Raw genomic sequence first — 20,883 nt, 5'->3', positions numbered from 1 at the left:
TAAGTCAATTCATATTTGGAGTATTAATTACACGAGAGTCAAACGAGATGGATCGAATAAAGGCTAGCATTATATCAGAACTAGAAGGGCAGGGGAACATAATGGCCGTAAGACTTAGTAAAGGGCAGAAAGTCGATCTCACAAAAAATAATCCTAATTTGAAGGAGATTGTCGTTGGGTTGGGCTGGGCATCAAACCTGTCGGCTAGTAGTTATAACTATGATTTAGATGCTTCTGCTTTTTTGATAGGACCCAACGGAAAAGTAAAAGATGAAAATGATTTTGTCTTCTATAATAATCCTTCGGGTGGTCAGGGTTCGGTAAAGCACAGTGGAGACAACAAGAAGGGTTCTAGTGAGGGTGATGATGAGCAGATTCATATTAATTTGTCGGCAGTGCCCGCCAATATTGAGAGAATTGCCTTTACTATTACAATTAATGACGCCCAAATGAAACGGCAAAGTTTTGGAGATGTCAAAGATTCTTATGTTCGAATTCTTAATGCCCACACGAACGAATTGCTACTTAAATACGAACTTGGTCAGGAATTTTCTATCGAAACGGCTATAGTAGCAGCGGAGATATATCGCAACGTAGGAGAATGGAAATTCAACGCCATCGGGAGCGGATTCCAAGGTGGTCTGGCGGCCCTCTGTGCTAATTTCGGGTTGGAAGTAGAAGAAGAACGTTCCTCTGCAGGTACAAGTAGCTATGGGAATTCCAGTTACCAAAACAGTGGAAATGTTGGCTATGGAAACCCTTGGCCTGCTAGTTCTGCGGTGCCCTACGGTAGTGCTCAAAATGAACAAAACAAAGGGCATAACAGCTATCAGACATACGGACAAGCGCAGAATGCTGGATACTCGTCGGATCAAGGGAGTATGGTTTGCCCGCGTTGTCATTCGAATCAGATAACAGCCGGTAAGAAAGGGTTTGGACTAGGCAAGGCCTTAGTGGGCGGTGTTTTGTTGGGTCCAGTCGGAATATTGGCTGGTTTTATTGGGAGTAAAAACATGGAGTTTGCTTGCTTGAGCTGTAAGGAACGCTGGAATGCGGCAAGTAACAGTAATACTGCACAGTGGCTACAGCAGCAAACGGAAAGCGCCCGTAATGTCGTAAGCAAATATATGGGAAAAGACCTTACGGAGGGCTTGGTAGCTGGTAGCGCTTTAGTAGCAATGGCAGACGGTATTATCGAACCTTCGGAAAGAGAGAAGCTCATTGAATATTTCCGCACGAGTCAAGAAATGCGCGGAATTAATATTAGCGAGGTAGATTCTCGATTTAATTACTTTATTCAGCGAATTCAAAGTGATCGCATGCTGGGTAAAGCAGAAGCCTTGCGAGTCATCGGTAAGCTAGCGAGCAAGCCTGATGCAGCTCGCTTGGTTGTTCGATTGTGTTGTGCTATCGGTTTTGCAGATGGTGAATTTGCCCCAGTTGAAAAGAAAATGGTGGAGGAAATTTGCCGCGAGGTTCACATGGACCCCAGGGAGTTCATTTTTTAAGAGAAGAGGTAGAGAATGCGGCTCTGGCATCAGGATCTCCTTCCCATTTTGCCCCGCGCCCAAATTCTTGGACAACACAGAGAATGCTGCGCCCTGCGAGGAAAAGGGTGGGGAAGGAAACATTCCACAGTCGATTACGTGTTCTCGCACAGCGTTATCCAGAGCATGATGATGCCTACAGTGAAGAATGCGTTGCTAATCTCAGGCAGAAAGGCATAGTTCTTTTCTGAGTCTGAGAGTCGAAAAAGGACTAACGATGATTTTTTCTGCTAGATGCACAGGGCGCAAAATAAAGGTCGTAAGCTCAATAAAAAGGAGTAACTAACTTGAAGGCGATAGTCCTTGGTATCTTAGCATCTTTATTTTTTGCAGTTACATTTGTGCTTAATCGAGCAATGAATCTTGCAGGGGGTAGTTGGATCTGGAGCGCGGTTCTTCGCTATGTGTTTATGGTACCGCCTCTATTTGTAATTGTTATTGTGCGTGGAAACTTGAAAACTATTCTAGATGATCTAAGAAAAAGACCAGGGTTATGGATGAGCTGGAGTACGATTGGCTTCGGGTTATTTTATGCGCCTTTGTGCTTTGCAGCAGCTTTTGGCCCTGCCTGGTTAGTGGCGAGTATGTGGCAAATTACGATTGTTGCAGGTTCTTTGCTGGCCCCGTTCTTTTATCAGGTAGTTCAGACAGATAAAGGACCACAAAAGGTAAAAGCAAAAATTCCGCTCAAAGGGTTATGGATTTCTCTAATCATTCTAGCGGGAGTTGCAGTTATCCAATTACAGCAAATTCAACATTTGATGTTCAAGGAAATGATATTTGGGGTCATACCCGTTGTATTAGCTGCTTTTGCGTATCCATTAGGAAATCGAAAAATGATGATTGCTTGTGAAAATAAATTGGATACCTATCAACGGGTCCTTGGTATGACCTTGGCAAGCCTTCCATTTTGGATAATAATGGGGATGTATGGTTTCGTGACCGTTGGCCCCCCGAGTCACCAACAAGTTTATCAGGCCATTATTGTTGCTCTGTCTTCCGGTGTTATTGCAACCGTCTTGTTTTTTACTGCCACGGATCTTACGAAAGGAGATCTTCACAAACTCGCAGCTGTTGAAGCGACCCAATCCGGGGAAATTATTTTTTCAGTTTTTGGGGAAGTTTTCATTTTAAACGGAAATTATCCGACGATCTTGTCAATGATGGGTATGGTTCTCGTGATAGTGGGAATGACTTTGCATAGCTTCCCTGCACAAGGGGCTAAACAAAGCCGAGCTGTTTCTTGATGAATTAGTTATTTTACATGGATTTAAGCCCGCTATCTGCGGGTTTATATGTTATTGAGAAGTCTTTAATGCTCTTTTTCTAACATTTTGAAGGGATTCGATATTCGATTGTAGAATATTTTGGGTAGCACCTGTGCTTAGCGTATCTTTTACAAGGAGAAAGATAATTTAAATGAATATACAAATTTTCGGTGTCAGAAAATGTTTTGACACCAAAAAAGCTGAGCGTTATTTTAAAGAAAGAAAAATTAACTATCAATTTATAGATTTGACGATAAAGGGATTAAGCAAAGGAGAATTGCAAAGTGTAAAATCAGCTGTACAATTGAAAAATCTTGTTAATTGTGAAGCAAAGGATTATAAGAAGTTAAACATGGATCGGATTATTTCTCCAAGTGGTAGAGAAGATTTGCTCTTGAATAACCCTAGTCTTTATAAAACTCCTATCGTGCGCAATGGAAATTTAGCAACAGTAGGATATGTACCCGATGTATGGGCGTCTTGGGAATGATAAAGGTTAGTTTTAACAGTCTCTTATGTGGAAATAATAGAAAACGTAGGATTTAGTCAAGAAATCCAAGAGAGATCAGTGCAATAGAAAAGAATCGATAGGCTAAGGTAATAACTTTTAAAAATGAACGTGGCTTTGGCTGAGGAGTGAGATGGTATGGAGATAAGAGATAATAAAACACATTTGAAACAAATAGATGATATTTTTACAGATATACTGTCTCCTATGATCCAAAGAGAAGGGAGTTCAAAGGTATATTTCTATCGAATTATTGGATGTGATGATGAAGAACAGTACCTAGCTGAGATCGTAAGATTAGATGAAAAACTACGATCAATAGGCAATTACATCTTCTTTGATGAAAGAATTCAAATAACTAACGATTCATCACTAATAGAACAAGCAAGAAAGTTATTTGAGCAGGTCCCACTTAAGGATTTCAGCAATGGGGCAGTTTCAAATTTGTTGGATGCACAGGGCTATTTTTCATTATCGTCAGACCTCCAAATTAACCGAAAAATTAAGGATGCTTTCGGAATTGTACTTAATCTTTATTTGAGTAACGATCGCCCAGTTAATGTAAGTATTGTTGTAAATTTCGTAACGAAAATGTTATTATGGTTGGTTGATTATGGCAAGCATATCGCTAAGAAATCACTTTATAATCCTAAGATAATTTATTGGGGAAGTCCTAAAACACATGAAGTTTATTTTCTTATTTTCATGTCCCTTATCGGGTACGATGTTCTGGTTTTAAATACTTCGTTTAACGATAGGTTCGAACAGGTTGACAAGCAAAATATTTTTTCCTTTGTCATAAAAAAAACGCAGGAATTGCCCATCCATGCTTTTCCGACAAAGAAAATCCAAGAGGTACAGCAAACTCATATTGAACAGCCCACTAAGCCCCAGCAGAAAACAAATGGAGAGTTGATCAATTCAAATACTCTTTTGTTAAAGGATCCAATTGTTGTGGTTAAATTGAAAAGATCGGAAAATCCCTTTGAGGAAGTCCTTATTCCCTTGAATAAACGAAGTGGGTATGTTGGTGATCCCTATCCTATAGTTCCCACTCATTTTGTGCGATACATTGGAGTGCCCAGCTCTTCTGATGATCTGGAAACGGAATATTATAACAAGCTTTATACTCTTGACAAAGCGTTACAAACATCAGGTTGTTATCTGAAGTTTCTAGAGGGTATCCCCGCGCCGAGTGCAGCAGAAGGTGCTCAAATACCTCCCGGATTTATTACTAATTTGTATAAAGATCGGTTAGGTATTTTAGAACAAATTCTTCAGGCTAAGATACTTCCCCATATGAATAATAAGCTTCTAGACAACACAATTAGAAAAACATTCGTCGATGTTGTTGATCTCTTCGCTGAGAAAAGTAGTAATATAAATCTATCCATAGTCTTAAACTTTTCTCTCAAGATGGTTACTTGGTTGAATAGATATCTACCCAAGCTTTTTGCGCAATGTAACCCTGAAATGTCCACTAGAGCAGAGTACAATTTTGGGCATAATCCCAAGATCCTTTTCTACGGTACGATCAAACCGCATGAAATATATTTACTGGAAGCATTCCATAAGATTGGTTGTGATGTGCTTTTTATTCATTCTTCTAACGAGGGAGATAAACCGTTTCAAATTTTCGATAAGGAGATGTCCCTCACTCATCTAATCAATAATAAGCAAAACTTATCGTTAGCTCCTTTTCCTGAGAGTGAGCGATTAATCCGGAAAAGTACCATTGCTTACAATGCGTCCAAAGAAATTGAAGAAACGATTTATAGTGAAGAGGTTGGTCTTTTTAAACCGTGGCAGTTTGAAAGTTACTTGACTCAACCTATAACTTTGAAAACTACATATGACGAACTTAAAATACTTTGGCGAGAACCCTCTAAACTTCGCCCAGAATTTAAAGTTCAGAACAAAAAGGTGTATATACCCAACTTATTCGCCAAGATCAACGGGGTTAACGAAGATCTTGATGCCTATTGGCTTGATCTCAAAGAGTTTTCATTCGCACCGAATACTAAACTGATTAAGGATGTTCCATTTACTGAAATAAACTATACTAAGCAGGAGCTTTATCAAACCGACTATTTACTCAATGAACTGGGTTTTTTTGATGATGTCAAAGTGAGAAAAAGTAGGCATTATAGATTTGGTTATCTTAAAGCGGATCTGCAACATTTTCTAATTGCTAAAATTAATGAACTTCTGTCCTCTGGAATACTCCTATCTAAGGTGGATGAAAAATTTAAGCTTAAAATACTCATGACCATTTTAACGATGGATGATTCTCTAATCAAGCTTATTGAAGTCTTTGATTTTCCTCATGATATTCCTAAAGTAGTTGTTTACGACAATAAAAAGGAAACGTTTAGTGAAGCTGATGCCATCTTACTTGCCTATTTCAATCTTATCGGTATCGATGTGGTTATTTTTACGCCAACGAATTATAAGACGATTGAACAGCAGATCAAGCCCAGTCTTTTTGATGTTCATCAACTTCCACTAGTAAAATTCGATTTAACTCTTCCTTCTTTAGACAGCATTACGTCAGCCCATAAACCTGGAATTTTGTCGCGCTTCTTTAATCTTCGCTGATTAGGCCCAGCTAAGAGTGATTATATGCTAAGTTCAGTCAGCCTATAGCAATACAATTTCTAGCACATCAAAATCTTAAAAAAAGAGGGGAACAAAATGGAAATTCAAGGTTTTACAACAACATTAACAGAGGACAAGAGTTTGGTTCCGGCACCTATACCGGAATTTAACCTCGAACAGAAGAAAAATGAAATCATGGCAAAGGTGCAAGAGAGCCCTGAAGTCCGTAGTATTGTGAGGCAGATTAACGTTGAAGATGTAAGTTCTATTATGACATTTGGAAAGAACACTGCAGAAGAGGTTTCACGTTTTTCAGACGCCATCCTTCATTCTATGCAATCGACAAAGGTTGAGGATTCGGGAGAACTTTTAATTCAGCTTAATAAAATCATGGACAAGTTTGATATTAAGGATTTTGAGGATAAACCCCCTGGCTTTCTGGAAAAGATTTTTTCTAAAGCAAAAAATTCGGTTGATGCACTGTTTCATAAATATAACTCTATGGGAGATGAAGTCGATAAAGTTTTTGTCACGCTAAAGAAGTATGAAGCAGAAATTAATGTCGCTAATAAGCATTTGGAAGATATGTTTATTAAAAATACGGAATACTACGAACAGTTAGGGCAGTACATATACGCTGGGCAAGTTGTACTAGCGGAACTCAAAAACAATATCATCCCAACAGCCCAAGCAAAGGCGAACCAGACGGACAACAGACTGGACCAGATGAATGTCAATAATTTATTGCAGGTACAAGACATTATGGAACAACGGATTTATGATTTGCAGCTTGCCGAGAATGTTGCAATCCAAAGCATGCCGACCATTAAATCGATTGAGTATGGTAATTACAACTTGGTTCGAAAGATTAATTCTGCTTTTGTTATTACTATGCCAATCTTTAAACAATGCTTGGTTCAAGCAATTATGTTAAAGCGTCAGTCGGTCCAAGCAAAAGCGATGAGCGCGTTAGATGAGAAGACGAATGAACTTTTGTTGAGAAATGCTGAAAATACAGCACTGCAATCAAAAATGGTTGCTAGACTTGCCTCGGGGAGTTCCGTAAGTATTGAGACCTTAGAAAAATCATGGCAGACGATCGTCAAAGGGATTGACGAAACTAAAGCTATTCAAGAGGAAATGAGACAAAAACGTCTAGACGGTACGAAGAGGTTAGAGATTCTCAAACAAGACTTTGTTAATCGTGGAATCGTCAGATAATCGAATAATCAAAAGATGAAACGAGCATGATTTTAAAATCGTGCTCGTTTTGCGATACGTAAGAGAGATGGGGTTGGTGGAAGGATATAGATCGCAGAAAGATGTCAGTAAATTTAAAATTTCTAAAATTCCCTCATTAAATTAGGTTGTCATGAAGGTAAAATTGCGATATACTTCAGCTATAATTGTTTGTATACAATTAATTTGAATACAAACGAATATTTTAAGAGGTGCTTTAATGGACGAAATGAACAATGACAACAGAAGTGGACCGTCTAAGTATGTCTGTTATAAACTTAGTCGAGTAATGAGGAAGGTCAATCGGTATTACGAAAGCTATTTTTCTCATTACGGAATTACTCCGTCCCAATTCTATGTATTGAGTGTGGTTTGGGAAAAAGACGGAGTGAAGTTTAAGGACCTTGCCAAAAGTTTAGAGATGGATGGATCTACCCTTACTTCAATCCTAGATCGTATGGAACGTCTTGAGTTGGTAGAGAGGAGGGACGACCCCGAAGACAGGCGCTCACTTTTGGTTTTTCTAAAGGAGAAGGGCAAACAGAATATCGCTGAAATAACTTGCCTTGCAGAGAAACTTAACCAAGAAATTAAAGAACGTTTTTCGGGTGAAGAATTTGCTACGTTTGAAAGAGTTCTTGAAAAGATATTCCAAGACTAAGTTCCTAAATGTCAAGAATATAGTGAGCCAGTCACCATAAAACTGTGAATGCAAGTTGGGGACGGTTCCTGACTTGCATAAGTTTCTTAATACTCGAATTAATAGGTTGATTCAGGTGGTGATGTGATAGAGATAAGTTTTTTTTAGATATAACTAATTGAATATTTAAATATAATATTAATTAAGGAGGGTTTTACATGTCAATTCTTTTTTCTCCCGCTCAGATAGGTACACTTCAGCTTCACAACCGTCTGGTAATGACTCCTATGCATTTAGGTTACAGTCCTAAAGGAGAAGTCAATGACCAACTCATTGAGTTTTATAGAGCTCGGGCTCTCGGTGGGGTTGGGCTTATCATAGTCGGTGGGTGCGGCATCGATCGGATTGGAAATGCCTTCGGCATGACTCAACTTGATGACGACCGCTTCATTCCGGGGTTGCGTCGATTGGTGGAGGCCGTACACGCAGAGGGTGCCAAAATCGTGCCCCAGCTTTATCAAGCGGGGAGGTATGCCCACTCTGCAATGACCGGTCAGCCATCAGTTGCTCCGTCTCCGATCCCGTCCAGACTCACAGGTCAGACCCCTGTGGAATTGACAGAAGAAAAAATAATTGAGATAATCGCATCATTTGTTAGCGCAGCAAAAAGAGCCCAGAAAGCAGGGTTTGATGGGGTGGAAATCTTGGCCAGCGCAGGATACCTTATTTCCCAGTTCCTTTCCCCGCTTACTAATCAACGCACAGACCGTTATGGGGGGGACCTCCAGGCTCGGATGACATTTGGCCTTGAGGTAGTAGAGGCAGTACGCGGTGCAGTAGGCTCGAATTATCCCATCATTGTTCGGGTTGCCGGGAATGATTTTATGCCCGGCAGTCACACTAATACTGAGTCTAGAGCCTTCTGTCAAGCCCTGGAGAAAGCCGGAGTAAACGCCATCAATGTAACTGGCGGTTGGCATGAAACTCCAGTGCCTCAACTTACCATGAATGTTCCACCTGGAGCCTATGCTTACTTGGCGTCGGGAATCAAACAGGCTGTTTCTATTCCGGTGATAGCATGCAACCGGATTAACACTCCTGAATTGGCAGAGGAGATCCTGGAAGAGGGTAAGGCAGACTTTATCGGCATGGCTCGTCCGCTCTTAGCTGATCCAGAACTGCCCAACAAAGCCATGAGTGGTCACTCTGAAAAAATTCGCCCCTGCATCGGATGTAATCAAGGGTGCTTAGACTACGTGTTTCGTATGAAGCCAACGAGTTGTTTGGTTAATGCAGAGGCGGGTCGGGAGGCTGAATTGGGGCCAATCAGCCACTCCGAAAAAACTCAACAGATTCTAGTGATTGGCGCTGGTGCTGCCGGGATGGAGTTTGCGCGGGTAGCAACAATTCGAGGACATCAAGTAACGATTTGGGAAGGAAGCGAGCAATCAGGGGGACAATTGGCCCTGGCAGCAGCCCCTCCAGGACGTAGAGATTTCTTGAATCTTGGGACCTACTTGACTAATGCTTGCCTAGAACTGGGAGTAATAACTCAGTATAATGTCAAGGCTACTCCAGAAAACATTCTGTCTGCCGTGCAGAGAGGGGACTTCAATAGGGTAGTTATTGCAACCGGTGCTCGTCCTATTACCCCATCTATTCCAATTGAAGAGGGAGTAGAGGTCCTCCAGGCTTGGGATGTATTAGCAGGCCACAGTATACCGGGAGAAAACGTAATGATCGTTGGCGGTGGAGCTGTTGGAGTAGAAACCGCTTTATACCTGGCAGAATCAGGTACCCTGGATAATGAAACCTTGCGTTTTCTTATGCTGCAGCATGCAGAAACAGAAAAGGAACTCTATCGCTTGTTGACACAGGGAAATAAAAAAATTACAGTTCTGGAGATGGCAAAAGGAATCGGGCGCGACATTGGTCCTAGTACTCGCTGGTCCATGCTGGCAGATTTGAAACGCCATAGGGTCAACTGTATGGATGAAACTAAATTACTCGAAGTTCGCGCGGACGGTGTACTGGTGGAGAGTGCCGGAACTCAAAAAGTTCTCCCGGCAGATTCCGTAATCTTAGCAGTTGGTTCCTGTTCCCAGAATGAACTCTACCAAGCCCTGCAAGGCAAGATGGAGTATTTGAGTATCATCGGGGACGCAGCACAACCCCGCAAAGCCCTGGATGCCATTCATGAAGCTTATACTGAGGCAATCAAATTCTAACAACTCATGTTTAGCATAAGAAATGAGTGATAAAGGGGATCAAGAGTGTGGGACATATAATAAATTCCAAAGAAGAGATTTACCATGCACTAGCGGAACGGCTAAGTAAGACACCAGAAGGTGCGCCAATCAACGAAGAACTCATGGCAATTCTTCATCGTCTTTATTCGGAAAGTGAAGCTTTGGTGGGCAGTAAATTCTCATCAATCCCAATGACATTGGAGAAAATCGCGACACTCACAGGTATTGAGGAAAAAGAATTAAAAATAATTCTAGATGGGATGTCTGACAAGGGTTTGATACTGGACATTCCACGGAAAAATTCCTTCTATTATATGTTAGCCCCAATGTTAGTAGGGTTCTTTGAGTATACTTTTATGCGGACAGGGGATGATGTTAACTTAAAGGAATTAGCTGAGTTATTTGAAACCTACTTTCACAGCGCTGGGGTTATGAAAGAAATTGCAGGCCTAGATACGAAAGTAATGCGAACCCTGATTTATGAAAACATTATTTCCTTGGCAGTAGAAACAGAAGTGTTAGACTACGAGAGGGCGTCGGAAATCATTAGGGAATCTGGCGGAGGTGCAATCACTATGTGCGCTTGTCGCCACGAGGCATCTCATCTTGGCAAAGCCTGCGATGCACCAGTAGAAGTATGTATGTCCCTTGGTGGAGCCGCCGAATGGATAGTACGTAAAGGTCTAGGCAAACCAGCAACTGTGGATGACCTACTGAGAGTACTAGATGAAACCCAGAAACTCGGATTAGTTCACCTTTGTGATAACGTTTTAAATAAACCCACCTACATCTGCAACTGTTGTGGTTGTTGTTGCAAAGTTCTTCGCGGTATCAATGAGCAACAAGTCTTTGCCACTCAGCCCAGTAATTTTATCCCTTCCCTAGAACTGGAAAGTTGCATAAGCTGTGGTCTTTGTACCGATAAGTGCCAAATCAATGCGATTATTATGACTGATCAAGGGAATGGAGTGGAAGTACCAGTTTTGAGAAGTGAGGTCTGCATTGGTTGTGGAGTATGTTCTGATGCCTGTCCAAGCGGTTCTTTGATCATGTCTCGCAGAGATGTTTTGTCTGTTCCCCCGGAGAACGGTCGCGAGAAGTTAAAGCGAATGGCCACGGAAAAAGGTCGTTAATCATAGACGTTTATTCAATCCATATATTGAGACTATCTTTGTTCTCAATAATCTTATCCGCTATTTTAGCTCCAACATTACGAAAATAATTGCTAATATCCGTGAGATTGGAAAGTCTGTGATCCTCTTCGAACTTGCTACTCACACTCACTTGGCGAAGAATAGGAATCCTATTAGTTTGGTTTATATCGAAGTTCTCAATTGCCCTTTCAAACTCACTATTTAAATTGGAATTACTCCAATACTTAGGTCCCTTTTCGGGTTTAATATTAAAGATACGCCTTACAAATTCAAATGGAAATGCACCAAAACTGATGAGAATTTTCGGTTTATATTCAAGGATACTTTCTCTGAATAACTCTATTTCTTTAGCCACTTCGGCTGCCCACCAATTTAAGGTATTGGGAACTTTTCCACTATCGTCAATCGTATTCCTGATAAAGATATTAGTAGTATCAATCCTAGTCTCGATTTTTCTATATACTTTATCCTGGATCTCATCTAATATTGGTGTCCAAATACTACGGAGCACTACAGGATGTTTTGGATTTAATAATAGCCAAATAGGATAAGATCTTTCTCCAGACTCGTTTTTCACTATTCACAATCCTCTCATTAACAGATCGAGGTTCATTCGGGTATGGGCTTTTTTCCCTTAAGGATTGGCCAGGTTCATCTTTTAGGATGCACTGAAATTCGCACCTTTAAACTCGAATGATAGACTCTAATTAGAGTTCATGTATCCTGACTGATTTTACTACTTTTCTTACCGATTTTACAGTTAAGTTTACCTCATGAGCAGAAATTAGCATACTAAATGTGAAGCAAGGAAGAGAAGTGGAATTGGCAGAAGCCTTAAGGTTGCCTTATCTATATCCCCCATGTCTCCGCTAAGGATAACGGCAAAATAGTATTTTTAAAAATACAGGGATCCAGAGGCACTTAAAGTTCATCGGCATAGGGATCATTTTCTAGCTGCCGGGTCAAGTTCAAAGAATTACTGCATGGGGGACCAGAACTGTAGATCCTATCTGAACTTAGTTAATTTAATTTAGGGAGCAAACAGAAATTACAGTAACTGTACAAAGATATGGATGGAGGAGAATTTCAAGAAAATGGAGGATAAACATAGTTTGAAAGGCACTCTGATGGAGGCTTTGGGCATCGAAATTGTAGAACTTAGTCCAGAAAGAGTTGTAGCCACCATGCCCGTCGATGAAGCAACTAGGCAACCAGTAGGCATTCTACACGGGGGAGCTTCGGTGGCTTTGGCTGAAACTGTAGCGAGTGTGGGGACCTACAACTTAATAGACCGGGAAAATCAGCTTGCGGTAGGGTTAGAGATCAATGCCAATCATATTCGGGGCAAACGTGATGGGATCGTCACTGCGGTCGCTATTCCACTTCACAAAGGTCGATCCACAATGGTTTGGGATATTAAAATTACCGATGAAGACGGGAAGTTGGTTTGCGTTTCCAGATGTACGATGGCCATAGTCGACAGAAAAGCGAAGAGCTAGAGCTTTTGGAGATTTGAATCTCTCGATCATTTGAACCGAGTTAAGAACTTGTGAACAGTTACGTTGTGACGCCACGGCCTCAATGTCAAAAGCACATGTGATGCGCTTTATAAATAAGCAGCCTAAGGACTGGTTCGCATCCAGTCCTTAGGCTTAAAATTCGAGAAAGATAAGAGGAGTAGGTCAGAGTGGATGTTCTAAAATTCGTATTGTGTGCCCGGGATCCAGGTTTTGGTCAAGAAGTCCCGCCCTTTTATAACCACTTTGTTTTTTGAGACTTCGACTACGAGACCTTCACTCTTGTTCGGGAGGGCTTGCCCTTTGGAATTTCGGGGCAGGGAAACTGAAGAGCTGTTTGCCATCACAAATTCTTGCTTTAGAATTGTCGTGGGCAGTTCTAATTGGCGGTGGATGTGGCCAGAGAAAAGAATAACCTCTGGAAATCGATTAAGGATTTCTCGCAAGCGATCGGCCTGAATTACAAAGTCAGGTTTGTTGAGAGTAGAGCCGAGACGGACCAGCGGTTGATGCAGGAATACGAAGATGGGCTTACCCGGTGTGTAATTTTCCTTGAGCTTTGATTTCAGCCAACCCAATTGCTCATCTGATAGATAAGCTTTATCGCCATAGGTGTGATCAGAAATTGCCGATTTTTCGGATCCGAGAAAGATAAAATGATAGCTCTTTAAATATTCGTCATAGTAAACTCGGCTGCGCTTTGTAAAATCAAGAAAGCGTTCGATAGCGGTAACGTCGGTTTCACCGTTGGGGTAGGTCACCGGGCTCCAGGCATTGGTAATTGGGTTGTGGTAAGCTTTGTAAAACTCGTGGTTTCCAATTGTGTAGTAGATAGCTGGATGGTTTTTCTGCTGCCTGATAAGGTCACCTAAAGTAGTGTAGTCTTGCGGCGTCCCGTCTCCGAGATCACCGTTAATGACTAGGTTAGGGACATGGAGTTTCACCATGTCACCCAGCATCTGCTGAAACTTGTTTTGGGCAAAGCTATTAGTGTATTGAACGTGGATGTCGCTTACTACGCCGAAAAGAAGGTTAGAAGTAAGCGGTTGGGGCTTGTCTGCTAGGGGGAATTTTGTGACATTTATTGGAGTCAAAGACGGCTGGGCGAAAGTCGCTCGACTACCAAAAGGGAGGTTCAGAGAGAAAGTACTATTGGACCCAACCACGGTGGCCGTAAAAAGAAAAACGAAAGCGAGTAGTAACAGTAGGACCTTTCTCATATCCATTTCCTCCGGATCGCTTTATTTATCGTAATTACATTATGCATGGTTGACCATTCTTTGAATAGATACTGATTGATGGAAAATGCGATATATTTGAGCATATGATTTTTGAATGATTCTTGAAACTGTGATTCTGTTCACAACTTCTCAGCTAGAATAAGGTTATGATTAAAGTGTGAAAGTTGAGCTGGGGGTGCGACAAGTTGCAAGAAGTAAAAGAGTCGGAGAAAGTAGGATATCCGTCTGATTCAGTTAATACGACTGCCTTGATACGGAAGGAACCGTCTTTGTTTATCAACTACATATTCAAAATGAAAGGGTACAAAAGAACAACTCCCCTTGTGTCTCCTGCACCTTTGGACGTAATTATTACTTGGTTTGGCGCATTTTTAGGGATGACCGCAATAGTCTTATTTTCTCACCAGTTTGAGCTTCCGATCGTGGCATCGTTTGGAGCATCAGCAGTATTAATTTATGGTGTTCCTGATGCTCCTCTGTCCCAACCTCGTAATGTAATTTTTGGTCATACTCTTTCGGCTGCGGTGGGTGTTGCTACCTATATGATGTTTGGGTTAACTTGGTGGTCACCTGCCTTGGGTACGGCCTTGGCTCTGGTCGTGATTATTCTTACCAAGACGACACATCCGCCAGGGGGAGCAACGGCTTTGTTTGCAGTTTTGAGTAAAGCGCATCCTAGTTATATTTTGTTTCCAATTGCTACAGGAGCGGTAATTTTAGTAATAGTTGGACTTTTGGTCAATAACTTGTCCCCCAATAGGCACTATCCAAGGTACTGGCTATAAAGAAACATGGCACTTGCCACTTGCCACTTGTCACGAACTAAGCCCTTATGTATTCACACCCACCGAATCTATACCATAGATGAAAAATACAGTTTTGAGTGAAGAAGGGAGAACGTATGTTTAAGACAATTTTGGTTCCGACAGATGCTTCTGAATCAGCACAGCGTGCTTTTGTAATAGCCATAGAATTAGCAAAAGAGTTTAGTTCCCGAATTGTTCTCCTGCACGTTGTTTTTACGCCGGAGGCTTTGGGCTATACTCTTTCTAACGGAATTACAGTACCTCAAGAAGAAATCAGTATTTACGGAAGAGAAGCTTTGGCTGCTGCTTTGGACGGGATTGACACCGGGAATGTACTCATCGAGAAGAAACAAATACCTGGTCATCCTGCCGTTGCAATTTTGGAAGAGATTAAGAACGGACATGTTGATCTTGTTGTAATGGGAAACCGTGGGTATGGACCGATTACTGGATCTTTGTTGGGGAGCATTAGTCAACGTGTATTAAGCAAAGCGGAATGTGCGGTCATGATAGTAAAATAGTAGTAAATCGATAATAAATCGTATACTAATGAAAACGCTCAAAATGAGCGTTTTCATTAGTTTTTTAATACCAGTCCGACTTCCATGCCCGCTAGGTGGCACCCACTGATGAAGTATAAGCTTCAGATTGCATAAGCGCAACTAAGGCGGTCGCCTTCGCTAAGGGTCCCTTTTCGCCATCCTTGGCTACAGGGACACTCGGCCATCCATGGCCAGCGCTTGGCGCCAGCCAAGTTTTCTATATGCGCAAATGATATCTGTCGCTGTTCGTATTTCACCTTCTTATCATGATAATCTTTAGATGAGAACAACACGTATCTTTTTAAAGAATTAACGACAGTATTATAGGAGGGTTATTTTTACAGGTGTGGTTAATTTAGGGGTGGTGATCTAGACAAAGTGGTTCTGCAGGTGTTATTGTACTTATTGTCTTAGTAGCATAAATAACGAATCATTAAGGAGTTGAACTGGTCTTGTCAGAAACGCAATATAATGCAGAATCTATCCAGGTCTTAGAAGGATTGGAGGCAGTTCGCAAACGTCCTGGCATGTATATCGGTTCCACCGGGAGCAGAGGACTTCATCATCTAGCTTATGAAATTATCGACAATGCGATTGATGAGGCTGGGGCCGAATTTTGTGATCAAATCGCGGTTACTATTAATATCGATGGATCGATGACCATTGAGGACAATGGGCGTGGTATTCCGGTTGACATACATTCTGTTAAGAAAATTGCAGCCGTAAGATTAGCTTTTGAGACGTTACACGCGGGAGGTAAATTTAGCGGGGACACCTATAAAACGTCCGGGGGATTACATGGCGTTGGGGCAAGTGTGGTTAACGCTTTGTCTGCTTATTTGACAGTTGATATAAAACGGGGTGGAAAATGCTATCGGGTGGAGTATGTCAACGGTGGGCAGCTCAAGTCAGATCTTCACGTCATCGGGAAAAAAATAACAGGCACAGGTACAACGGTCATTTTTAAACCAGACCCCTTGATTTTCAAAGAAACCACCGTTTTTAAATATGATAATCTGCGTAGTCGTTTGATGGAGCTTTCTTTTCTTAATAACGGTCTTACAATTTTCCTGAGTGATAAACGTGGGGAAACAAAGTCAGAAACTTTTTGTTCTCAAAATGGAATTATTGGATTCGTAGAGCACTTAAGCAAAGAATCAGCTGTTTTGCCAGTTCACAAAAAACCGCTCTATTTTAAAGGTGAAAAAGACGATGTGATTGTGGAGTGCGCCCTGCAGTATACTGACGGAGATGACGAATCCCTGCATTCTTATGTTAACAATATTCCGACGGATGAGGGAGGTACTCATGAGTCAGGTTTCCGAACGGCATTAACAAAGGTCTTTAATAACTACGGTCGGAAAAACAATATCTTCAAAAAAGATGAAAATCTAATTGGGGATGATCTTAGGGATGGCTTAATTTGTGTACTATCACTCAAGGTTAAAGATCCACAATTTGAAGGTCAAACCAAGACAAAACTTTCCAATATGGAAGTTGAGGGGATTGTCCAATCGCTTACCAATGAGGGGATCAGTCAATTCTTTGAGCAAAATCCATCTGTCGCTAAAGATGTCATTAATCGGACGTTGACAACCTGCTTGGTAAGACTCGCTGCGAAGAAAGCCAAGGAGTTGAAGAAAAAGGCTCGGGATGCCGAGGTTAAGGCCTTAAGTGGCAAGCTTGCTGCCTGTAGCGGGAAGGATAAATCTCGCAATGAACTCTTCCTAGTGGAAGGGGATAGTGCAGGCGGTTCAGCCAAAATGGGGAGAGATCGACGATTTCAGGCCATTCTTCCTTTGCGGGGGAAGGTGATTAACACTTACCGTGCTAAGATTGATAAAGTCTTGGAAAATGAGGAAATCAGGAGTATTATCACAGCTGTTGGCTCGGGAATAGGTAAAGAGTTTGATTTAGAGAAGGGTAATTATGCTCGTATCTGTATTATGACGGATGCTGACATTGATGGAGCTCACATTCGCTGTCTTCTGTTGACGTTTTTCTACCGCTATATGAAACCTTTGATTTTGAGTGGAAGAGTCTATATTGCGCAATCTCCTTTGTATAAAGTGGAAAAAGAACGAGGCAAAATTATCCGTTATGCCTTTGATGATAACGAACTGAAGAAAGAACTTAAGGATTTGGGAAAGACGGCTAAGATTTCACGCTATAAGGGACTTGGGGAAATGAATCCTGAACAGCTTTGGGAAACCACTCTCAATCCAGTGAATAGGCGCATGGTTCAAGTGACGATCGATGATCTTTTGGAAGCAGAGCGTAAGCTCAGAATCCTTATGAGTGAGCAAGTAGAACCACGGCGGGATTTTCTGATGGAGAATATTGTCTTTACTGACGATGATATGTAGAATTTTGGAGGGAGTTATATCCAATGAGTGTAACAGAAGATAACATTAGTCAGCGTCCACTTGAAGATGTTTTACCAGAATCGTTCTTGGGCTATTCCAAGCATGTTATATTGCAGCGAGCTGTTCCAGATGTCAGGGACGGGCTGAAGCCGGTTCATCGTCGAATTTTATATTCTATGGACGAAATTGGGATGCATGCGGATAAGCCGTACAGCAAGTCAGCTCGACTGGTAGGGGACTGCATGGGAAAGTACCATCCCCACGGTGACTCGTCAATCTATGATTCAGCGGTCCGTATGGCTCAACCCTGGGCAACACGATATCCTATGGTGGATGGCCAGGGGAATTTCGGTTCGATCGATGGAGATAATGCGGCTGCTATGCGTTATACAGAAATGAGAATGACGCCTTTATCCCAACTTATGACCCAAGATATTGAGAAAAATACAGTTCTTTTCAAAGCAAACTATGATCAACGGCTTAAAGAGCCCGTCGTTCTCCCCAGTCCTTTTCCCAATCTCTTAGTCAACGGAGGCTCAGGGATTGCCGTCGGCATGATGTCTAATATGCCTCCCCATAATTTGCGTGAAGTCGTAGCTGGTGTGATTCTTCAAATAGATAATCCCCGTATTTTGGTCGATGAACTCTTGGAAAAGGTGAGTGGGCCGGATTTCCCGACTGGTGGACTGATTATCGGTACAGAGGGTATTGTTAATGCGTACAAAACCGGACGCGGAAAAGTGACGATGCGTGGTAAGGCGATAATCGAACAAGGTAAAAATGGCAAAAGCCTGATCGTAATCACTGAGATTCCGTATCAAGTGAATAAATCAACTCTGGCTGCCAAGATCGAAACACTGGCAGATCTGGGTAAAATTGAGGGAATAAGTGAGGTCAGAGATGAATCTGATCGAGAAGGGATTCGGCTTGTCGTGGAATGCCGCAAGGAAATCGATCCACTTAAGATTTTGCGGCTTTTGTATAAACATACCCAGTTGGAAGATACCTTTGGGATTATCAATTTAGTGATCACGGCGGAAGGCACTCCAAAGATTTTGGGACTCAAAGAGATCAACGCAGCTTTTATTCAACATCGCATAATCGTGGTTACGAAACGCACGGAATTTGATTTAGAGAAGGCTCGCTTAAAAGCGCACATCCTGGAAGGATTAGTCATCGCGATCAATAACCTAGATGAAGTGATTGCCCTTATTCGTTCTAGTAAAACCCCGTCTCTGGCCAAGGCCGCTCTTATTACTCGTTTTGAACTATCTGAGGTCCAAGCACAGGCCATTTTAGACATGAGACTCCAAAACTTAACGAATTTTGAATTGGATGGGATCAAGAAGGAACATGCAGAAGTGGTAAAACTCATTGTTGAGTTGGAAGGTGTTCTGGCAGATGTGAACAAGGTCTACGAGATTATTAAGAAGGAACTTAAAGACATTGCCGATAAGTATGGAGATGATCGACGCACGCTCATTATGCCTGAACATATGAGAGATCAACTTGATCTGAGTTCCTTTGAGGAAGCCGAAAGCCTTATCGAAGTCATGCTTACAAAGAATGGGTTCATTAAAAGGATGGCTCTCCCAACCAAGAAAAAGAAAGCAAATATCTTGGTCTGTGCCTTTAAGGATGGAGATACGTTAACAGAAAAGATCACCTGCACCGACAAGGATACTCTATATTTTTTTACTAATACAGGGAAGTTCTATACTATAAAATCTAAAACCATCCCAGAAACAGGGAATAAAGATAAAGGATGTCCAATCACTAATTTTTTCTCCTTGCCAGTGAAGGAAAAGGTAGTTTCTACTCTTCCCATCAAAGATGCCTCAGTAGAGTTATACTTTGTATTTGTTACTAAGGATGGACTGGTCATGCGGAGCCCAGCGAGTGATTTTATGAACGCTCGCTCCACAGATGCCATGGGGATTAAAGAGGGAGATGCAGTCGTCAAAGTGTTCTTGAGTGATGACCAAGGAGAGTTATTCCTTGCCACATACAAAGGACAAGCAATTCGTTATCTCGTGTCGGAAATTAACCCAATGGGCCGTAAATCACGCGGGGTCAAAGGAATAGCTTTAGGCAAAGAAGATTGGATTGTCGATGCCTTAATGCTGAGCAGTTCAGTGGAAAACCCCTTAGGGGATCTAGTGACAGTTAGTGAACGAGGATTCCTGAAGCGTACATCGTTTGGGGAATACAAACCCCAAGGTCGGGCAGGAAAAGGGATTGCCATTGGCAAGGTAGATTCAGAAAAAATCGGTTTTATCGCAGGTATTGCACAAGTTCAGGATGATGATGTGTTAAATGTTATCCAAGTCAGTGGAACCGTAACTAAAATTGAGATGAAGAACGTTAAAGCTGATTTACGAGCAAAAGCAGGGATACAATGCGTCCCTGTTTTATTGGGTGATTACACGGTTAAGATAATCCAAGAGCAGGTCAAAGGAACTAGTTTTTAAACTCCTAGACAACTAGTTTTGCTTCCCACAGAAACTTATGTTTGAATAAAGAAGTTATTGAAATAACATAATAGACGAAAGTGGGCTAAAGCGGAGGTATTTAGAAATGGAGATTTTTAATATAACGGTTAACGGGTCAGGCTATGATCACGAATACAACTTCAATAATTATGCATTAACTCTAGTTTGCAAAAATAACGAAACAGAGAAAGTTGTTAGAGCAAACTTACGCTACTATCCTAGAGAAAACGAATGGGATCTGAATCCGATATTTCACGAGTATACAAAGGATGAGAAACAAAGTATGATTGATCAAATAATTAAGAGTGAAAATTTCAAATCAGCATTCGAAACGCCAACGAACCACTTGGAAGGATAGCTGGTGCAAGTTGTGCAAGTTGGGGACGGTTCTTGACTTGCATCAAGAACCGTCCGAAAAAATCCTCCAATAACCTCAAGTAGCGCCTTCTTGCTCGCGGTCAGTATACTGAGCGATACTTGGAACTCTACAGGCCGAACGTCGATAAAGGTATTCCTGCAACATGGAAGTTGGGATAAATTTGCATTAGATGAAAGAAAATAATAGTTGACAGTACACTGGCAAAATGGTACTATAACTGAGCGCCACAAAGACGCACACTGATTGAACGAGTAAGGGGTAAAACTTTCGAGCTAGTCAATCCAGACAAAACAAATTAGTCATTGACAACGAGAGTTGAAAATGCAAAGATGTAGAT

General features: G+C 41.6%; 17 protein-coding genes. 15 read left to right on the top strand and 2 right to left on the bottom strand.

Annotated features, from left to right (window positions below):
* Positions 1-101: 101 nt before the first annotated feature.
* From DSOL_RS30190 to DSOL_RS21105, 9 genes are all read left to right on the top strand, one after another.
* On the top strand, positions 102-1,508 hold the full coding sequence (locus tag DSOL_RS30190) for a TerD family protein (RefSeq protein WP_075366774.1): 1,407 nt from the start codon (positions 102-104) through the stop codon (positions 1,506-1,508).
* Between the two features lie 15 nt (positions 1,509-1,523).
* On the top strand, positions 1,524-1,727 hold the full coding sequence (locus tag DSOL_RS21140) for a pyrimidine dimer DNA glycosylase/endonuclease V (RefSeq protein WP_235838937.1): 204 nt from the start codon (positions 1,524-1,526) through the stop codon (positions 1,725-1,727).
* A 107-nt stretch (positions 1,728-1,834) separates the two neighbouring features.
* Positions 1,835-2,794, top strand: coding sequence for a DMT family transporter (locus DSOL_RS21135; protein ID WP_075366767.1), 960 nt, complete (start codon positions 1,835-1,837; stop codon positions 2,792-2,794).
* Between the two features lie 172 nt (positions 2,795-2,966).
* On the top strand, positions 2,967-3,305 hold the full coding sequence (locus DSOL_RS21130; protein WP_075366766.1) for an arsenate reductase family protein: 339 nt from the start codon (positions 2,967-2,969) through the stop codon (positions 3,303-3,305).
* A 156-nt stretch (positions 3,306-3,461) separates the two neighbouring features.
* The gene (locus DSOL_RS21125) at positions 3,462-5,921 is read left to right on the top strand and encodes a YceG family protein (RefSeq protein WP_139314561.1); all 2,460 of its coding nucleotides are present in this window, start codon (positions 3,462-3,464) and stop codon (positions 5,919-5,921) included.
* A 96-nt stretch (positions 5,922-6,017) separates the two neighbouring features.
* Positions 6,018-7,142, top strand: a complete 1,125-nt coding sequence (locus DSOL_RS21120) for a toxic anion resistance protein (RefSeq protein WP_075366765.1) — start codon at positions 6,018-6,020, stop codon at positions 7,140-7,142.
* 238 nt (positions 7,143-7,380) lie between these two features.
* Positions 7,381-7,821 carry a MarR family winged helix-turn-helix transcriptional regulator gene (locus DSOL_RS21115; RefSeq protein ID WP_075366764.1) on the top strand — a complete coding sequence of 147 codons (441 nt, stop codon included), beginning with the start codon at positions 7,381-7,383 and terminating at the stop codon, positions 7,819-7,821.
* Positions 7,822-8,018: 197 nt separating this feature from the next.
* Positions 8,019-10,028 carry an oxidoreductase gene (locus DSOL_RS21110; RefSeq protein ID WP_075366763.1) on the top strand — a complete coding sequence of 670 codons (2,010 nt, stop codon included), beginning with the start codon at positions 8,019-8,021 and terminating at the stop codon, positions 10,026-10,028.
* 47 nt (positions 10,029-10,075) lie between these two features.
* Positions 10,076-11,182 (top strand): 4Fe-4S dicluster domain-containing protein, encoded by a 1,107-nt coding sequence (locus DSOL_RS21105; RefSeq protein WP_075366762.1) that lies wholly within the window; start codon positions 10,076-10,078, stop codon positions 11,180-11,182.
* A gap of 10 nt (positions 11,183-11,192) precedes the next feature.
* Here the strand turns inward: DSOL_RS21105 and DSOL_RS21100 are convergent, their stop codons facing one another.
* Entirely contained in the window at positions 11,193-11,780 is a 588-nt protein-coding gene (locus tag DSOL_RS21100) for a hypothetical protein (RefSeq protein WP_235838936.1), read from the bottom strand.
* A gap of 517 nt (positions 11,781-12,297) precedes the next feature.
* On the opposite strand from DSOL_RS21100, the gene DSOL_RS21095 reads away from it, so the two are divergent.
* Complete coding sequence (locus DSOL_RS21095; RefSeq protein ID WP_075366760.1) at positions 12,298-12,702, top strand: PaaI family thioesterase; 405 nt, start codon at positions 12,298-12,300, stop codon at positions 12,700-12,702.
* A 197-nt stretch (positions 12,703-12,899) separates the two neighbouring features.
* Here DSOL_RS21095 and DSOL_RS21090 read toward each other — a convergent pair whose 3' ends face one another.
* Complete coding sequence (locus DSOL_RS21090) at positions 12,900-13,940, bottom strand: metallophosphoesterase family protein (RefSeq protein ID WP_075366759.1); 1,041 nt, start codon at positions 13,938-13,940, stop codon at positions 12,900-12,902.
* A 206-nt stretch (positions 13,941-14,146) separates the two neighbouring features.
* On the opposite strand from DSOL_RS21090, the gene DSOL_RS21085 reads away from it, so the two are divergent.
* From DSOL_RS21085 to DSOL_RS21065, 5 genes are all read left to right on the top strand, one after another.
* Positions 14,147-14,746, top strand: coding sequence for an HPP family protein (locus DSOL_RS21085; protein WP_075366758.1), 600 nt, complete (start codon positions 14,147-14,149; stop codon positions 14,744-14,746).
* A gap of 116 nt (positions 14,747-14,862) precedes the next feature.
* A complete protein-coding gene (locus tag DSOL_RS21080; protein WP_075366757.1) occupies positions 14,863-15,288 on the top strand; it encodes a universal stress protein in 426 nt (141 codons plus the stop codon).
* A 473-nt stretch (positions 15,289-15,761) separates the two neighbouring features.
* Positions 15,762-17,675: a DNA gyrase/topoisomerase IV subunit B gene (locus tag DSOL_RS21075; protein WP_075366756.1), complete on the top strand. Its 1,914-nt coding sequence runs from the start codon at positions 15,762-15,764 to the stop codon at positions 17,673-17,675.
* Positions 17,676-17,698: 23 nt separating this feature from the next.
* Positions 17,699-20,146 carry a DNA gyrase subunit A gene (gyrA, locus tag DSOL_RS21070; RefSeq protein WP_075366755.1) on the top strand — a complete coding sequence of 816 codons (2,448 nt, stop codon included), beginning with the start codon at positions 17,699-17,701 and terminating at the stop codon, positions 20,144-20,146.
* A 106-nt stretch (positions 20,147-20,252) separates the two neighbouring features.
* Complete coding sequence (locus DSOL_RS21065) at positions 20,253-20,525, top strand: hypothetical protein (protein WP_075366754.1); 273 nt, start codon at positions 20,253-20,255, stop codon at positions 20,523-20,525.
* Positions 20,526-20,883: the final 358 nt, after the last annotated feature.

It is taken from the genome of Desulfosporosinus metallidurans (genome assembly GCF_001936615.1).
GTDB lineage: Bacteria > Bacillota > Desulfitobacteriia > Desulfitobacteriales > Desulfitobacteriaceae > Desulfosporosinus > Desulfosporosinus metallidurans.
Note: the sequence above shows the minus strand (reverse complement) of the source record. Positions and strands in the feature narration are given on the sequence as shown.

Bases quoted from the DNA above. Each gene is read 5' to 3' on its own strand.
- DSOL_RS30190 (WP_075366774.1), top strand. From the start codon at position 102: ATGGCCGTAAGACTTAGTAAAGGGCAGAAAGTCGATCTCACAAAAAAT.
- DSOL_RS21140 (WP_235838937.1), top strand. From the start codon at position 1,524: ATGCGGCTCTGGCATCAGGATCTCCTTCCCATTTTGCCCCGCGCCCAA.
- DSOL_RS21130 (WP_075366766.1), top strand. From the start codon at position 2,967: ATGAATATACAAATTTTCGGTGTCAGAAAATGTTTTGACACCAAAAAA.
- DSOL_RS21125 (WP_139314561.1), top strand. From the start codon at position 3,462: ATGGAGATAAGAGATAATAAAACACATTTGAAACAAATAGATGATATT.
- DSOL_RS21120 (WP_075366765.1), top strand. From the start codon at position 6,018: ATGGAAATTCAAGGTTTTACAACAACATTAACAGAGGACAAGAGTTTG.
- DSOL_RS21115 (WP_075366764.1), top strand. From the start codon at position 7,381: ATGGACGAAATGAACAATGACAACAGAAGTGGACCGTCTAAGTATGTC.
- DSOL_RS21110 (WP_075366763.1), top strand. From the start codon at position 8,019: ATGTCAATTCTTTTTTCTCCCGCTCAGATAGGTACACTTCAGCTTCAC.
- DSOL_RS21095 (WP_075366760.1), top strand. From the start codon at position 12,298: ATGGAGGATAAACATAGTTTGAAAGGCACTCTGATGGAGGCTTTGGGC.
- DSOL_RS21090 (WP_075366759.1), bottom strand. From the start codon at position 13,940: ATGAGAAAGGTCCTACTGTTACTACTCGCTTTCGTTTTTCTTTTTACG.
- DSOL_RS21080 (WP_075366757.1), top strand. From the start codon at position 14,863: ATGTTTAAGACAATTTTGGTTCCGACAGATGCTTCTGAATCAGCACAG.
- gyrA (WP_075366755.1), top strand. From the start codon at position 17,699: ATGAGTGTAACAGAAGATAACATTAGTCAGCGTCCACTTGAAGATGTT.
- DSOL_RS21065 (WP_075366754.1), top strand. From the start codon at position 20,253: ATGGAGATTTTTAATATAACGGTTAACGGGTCAGGCTATGATCACGAA.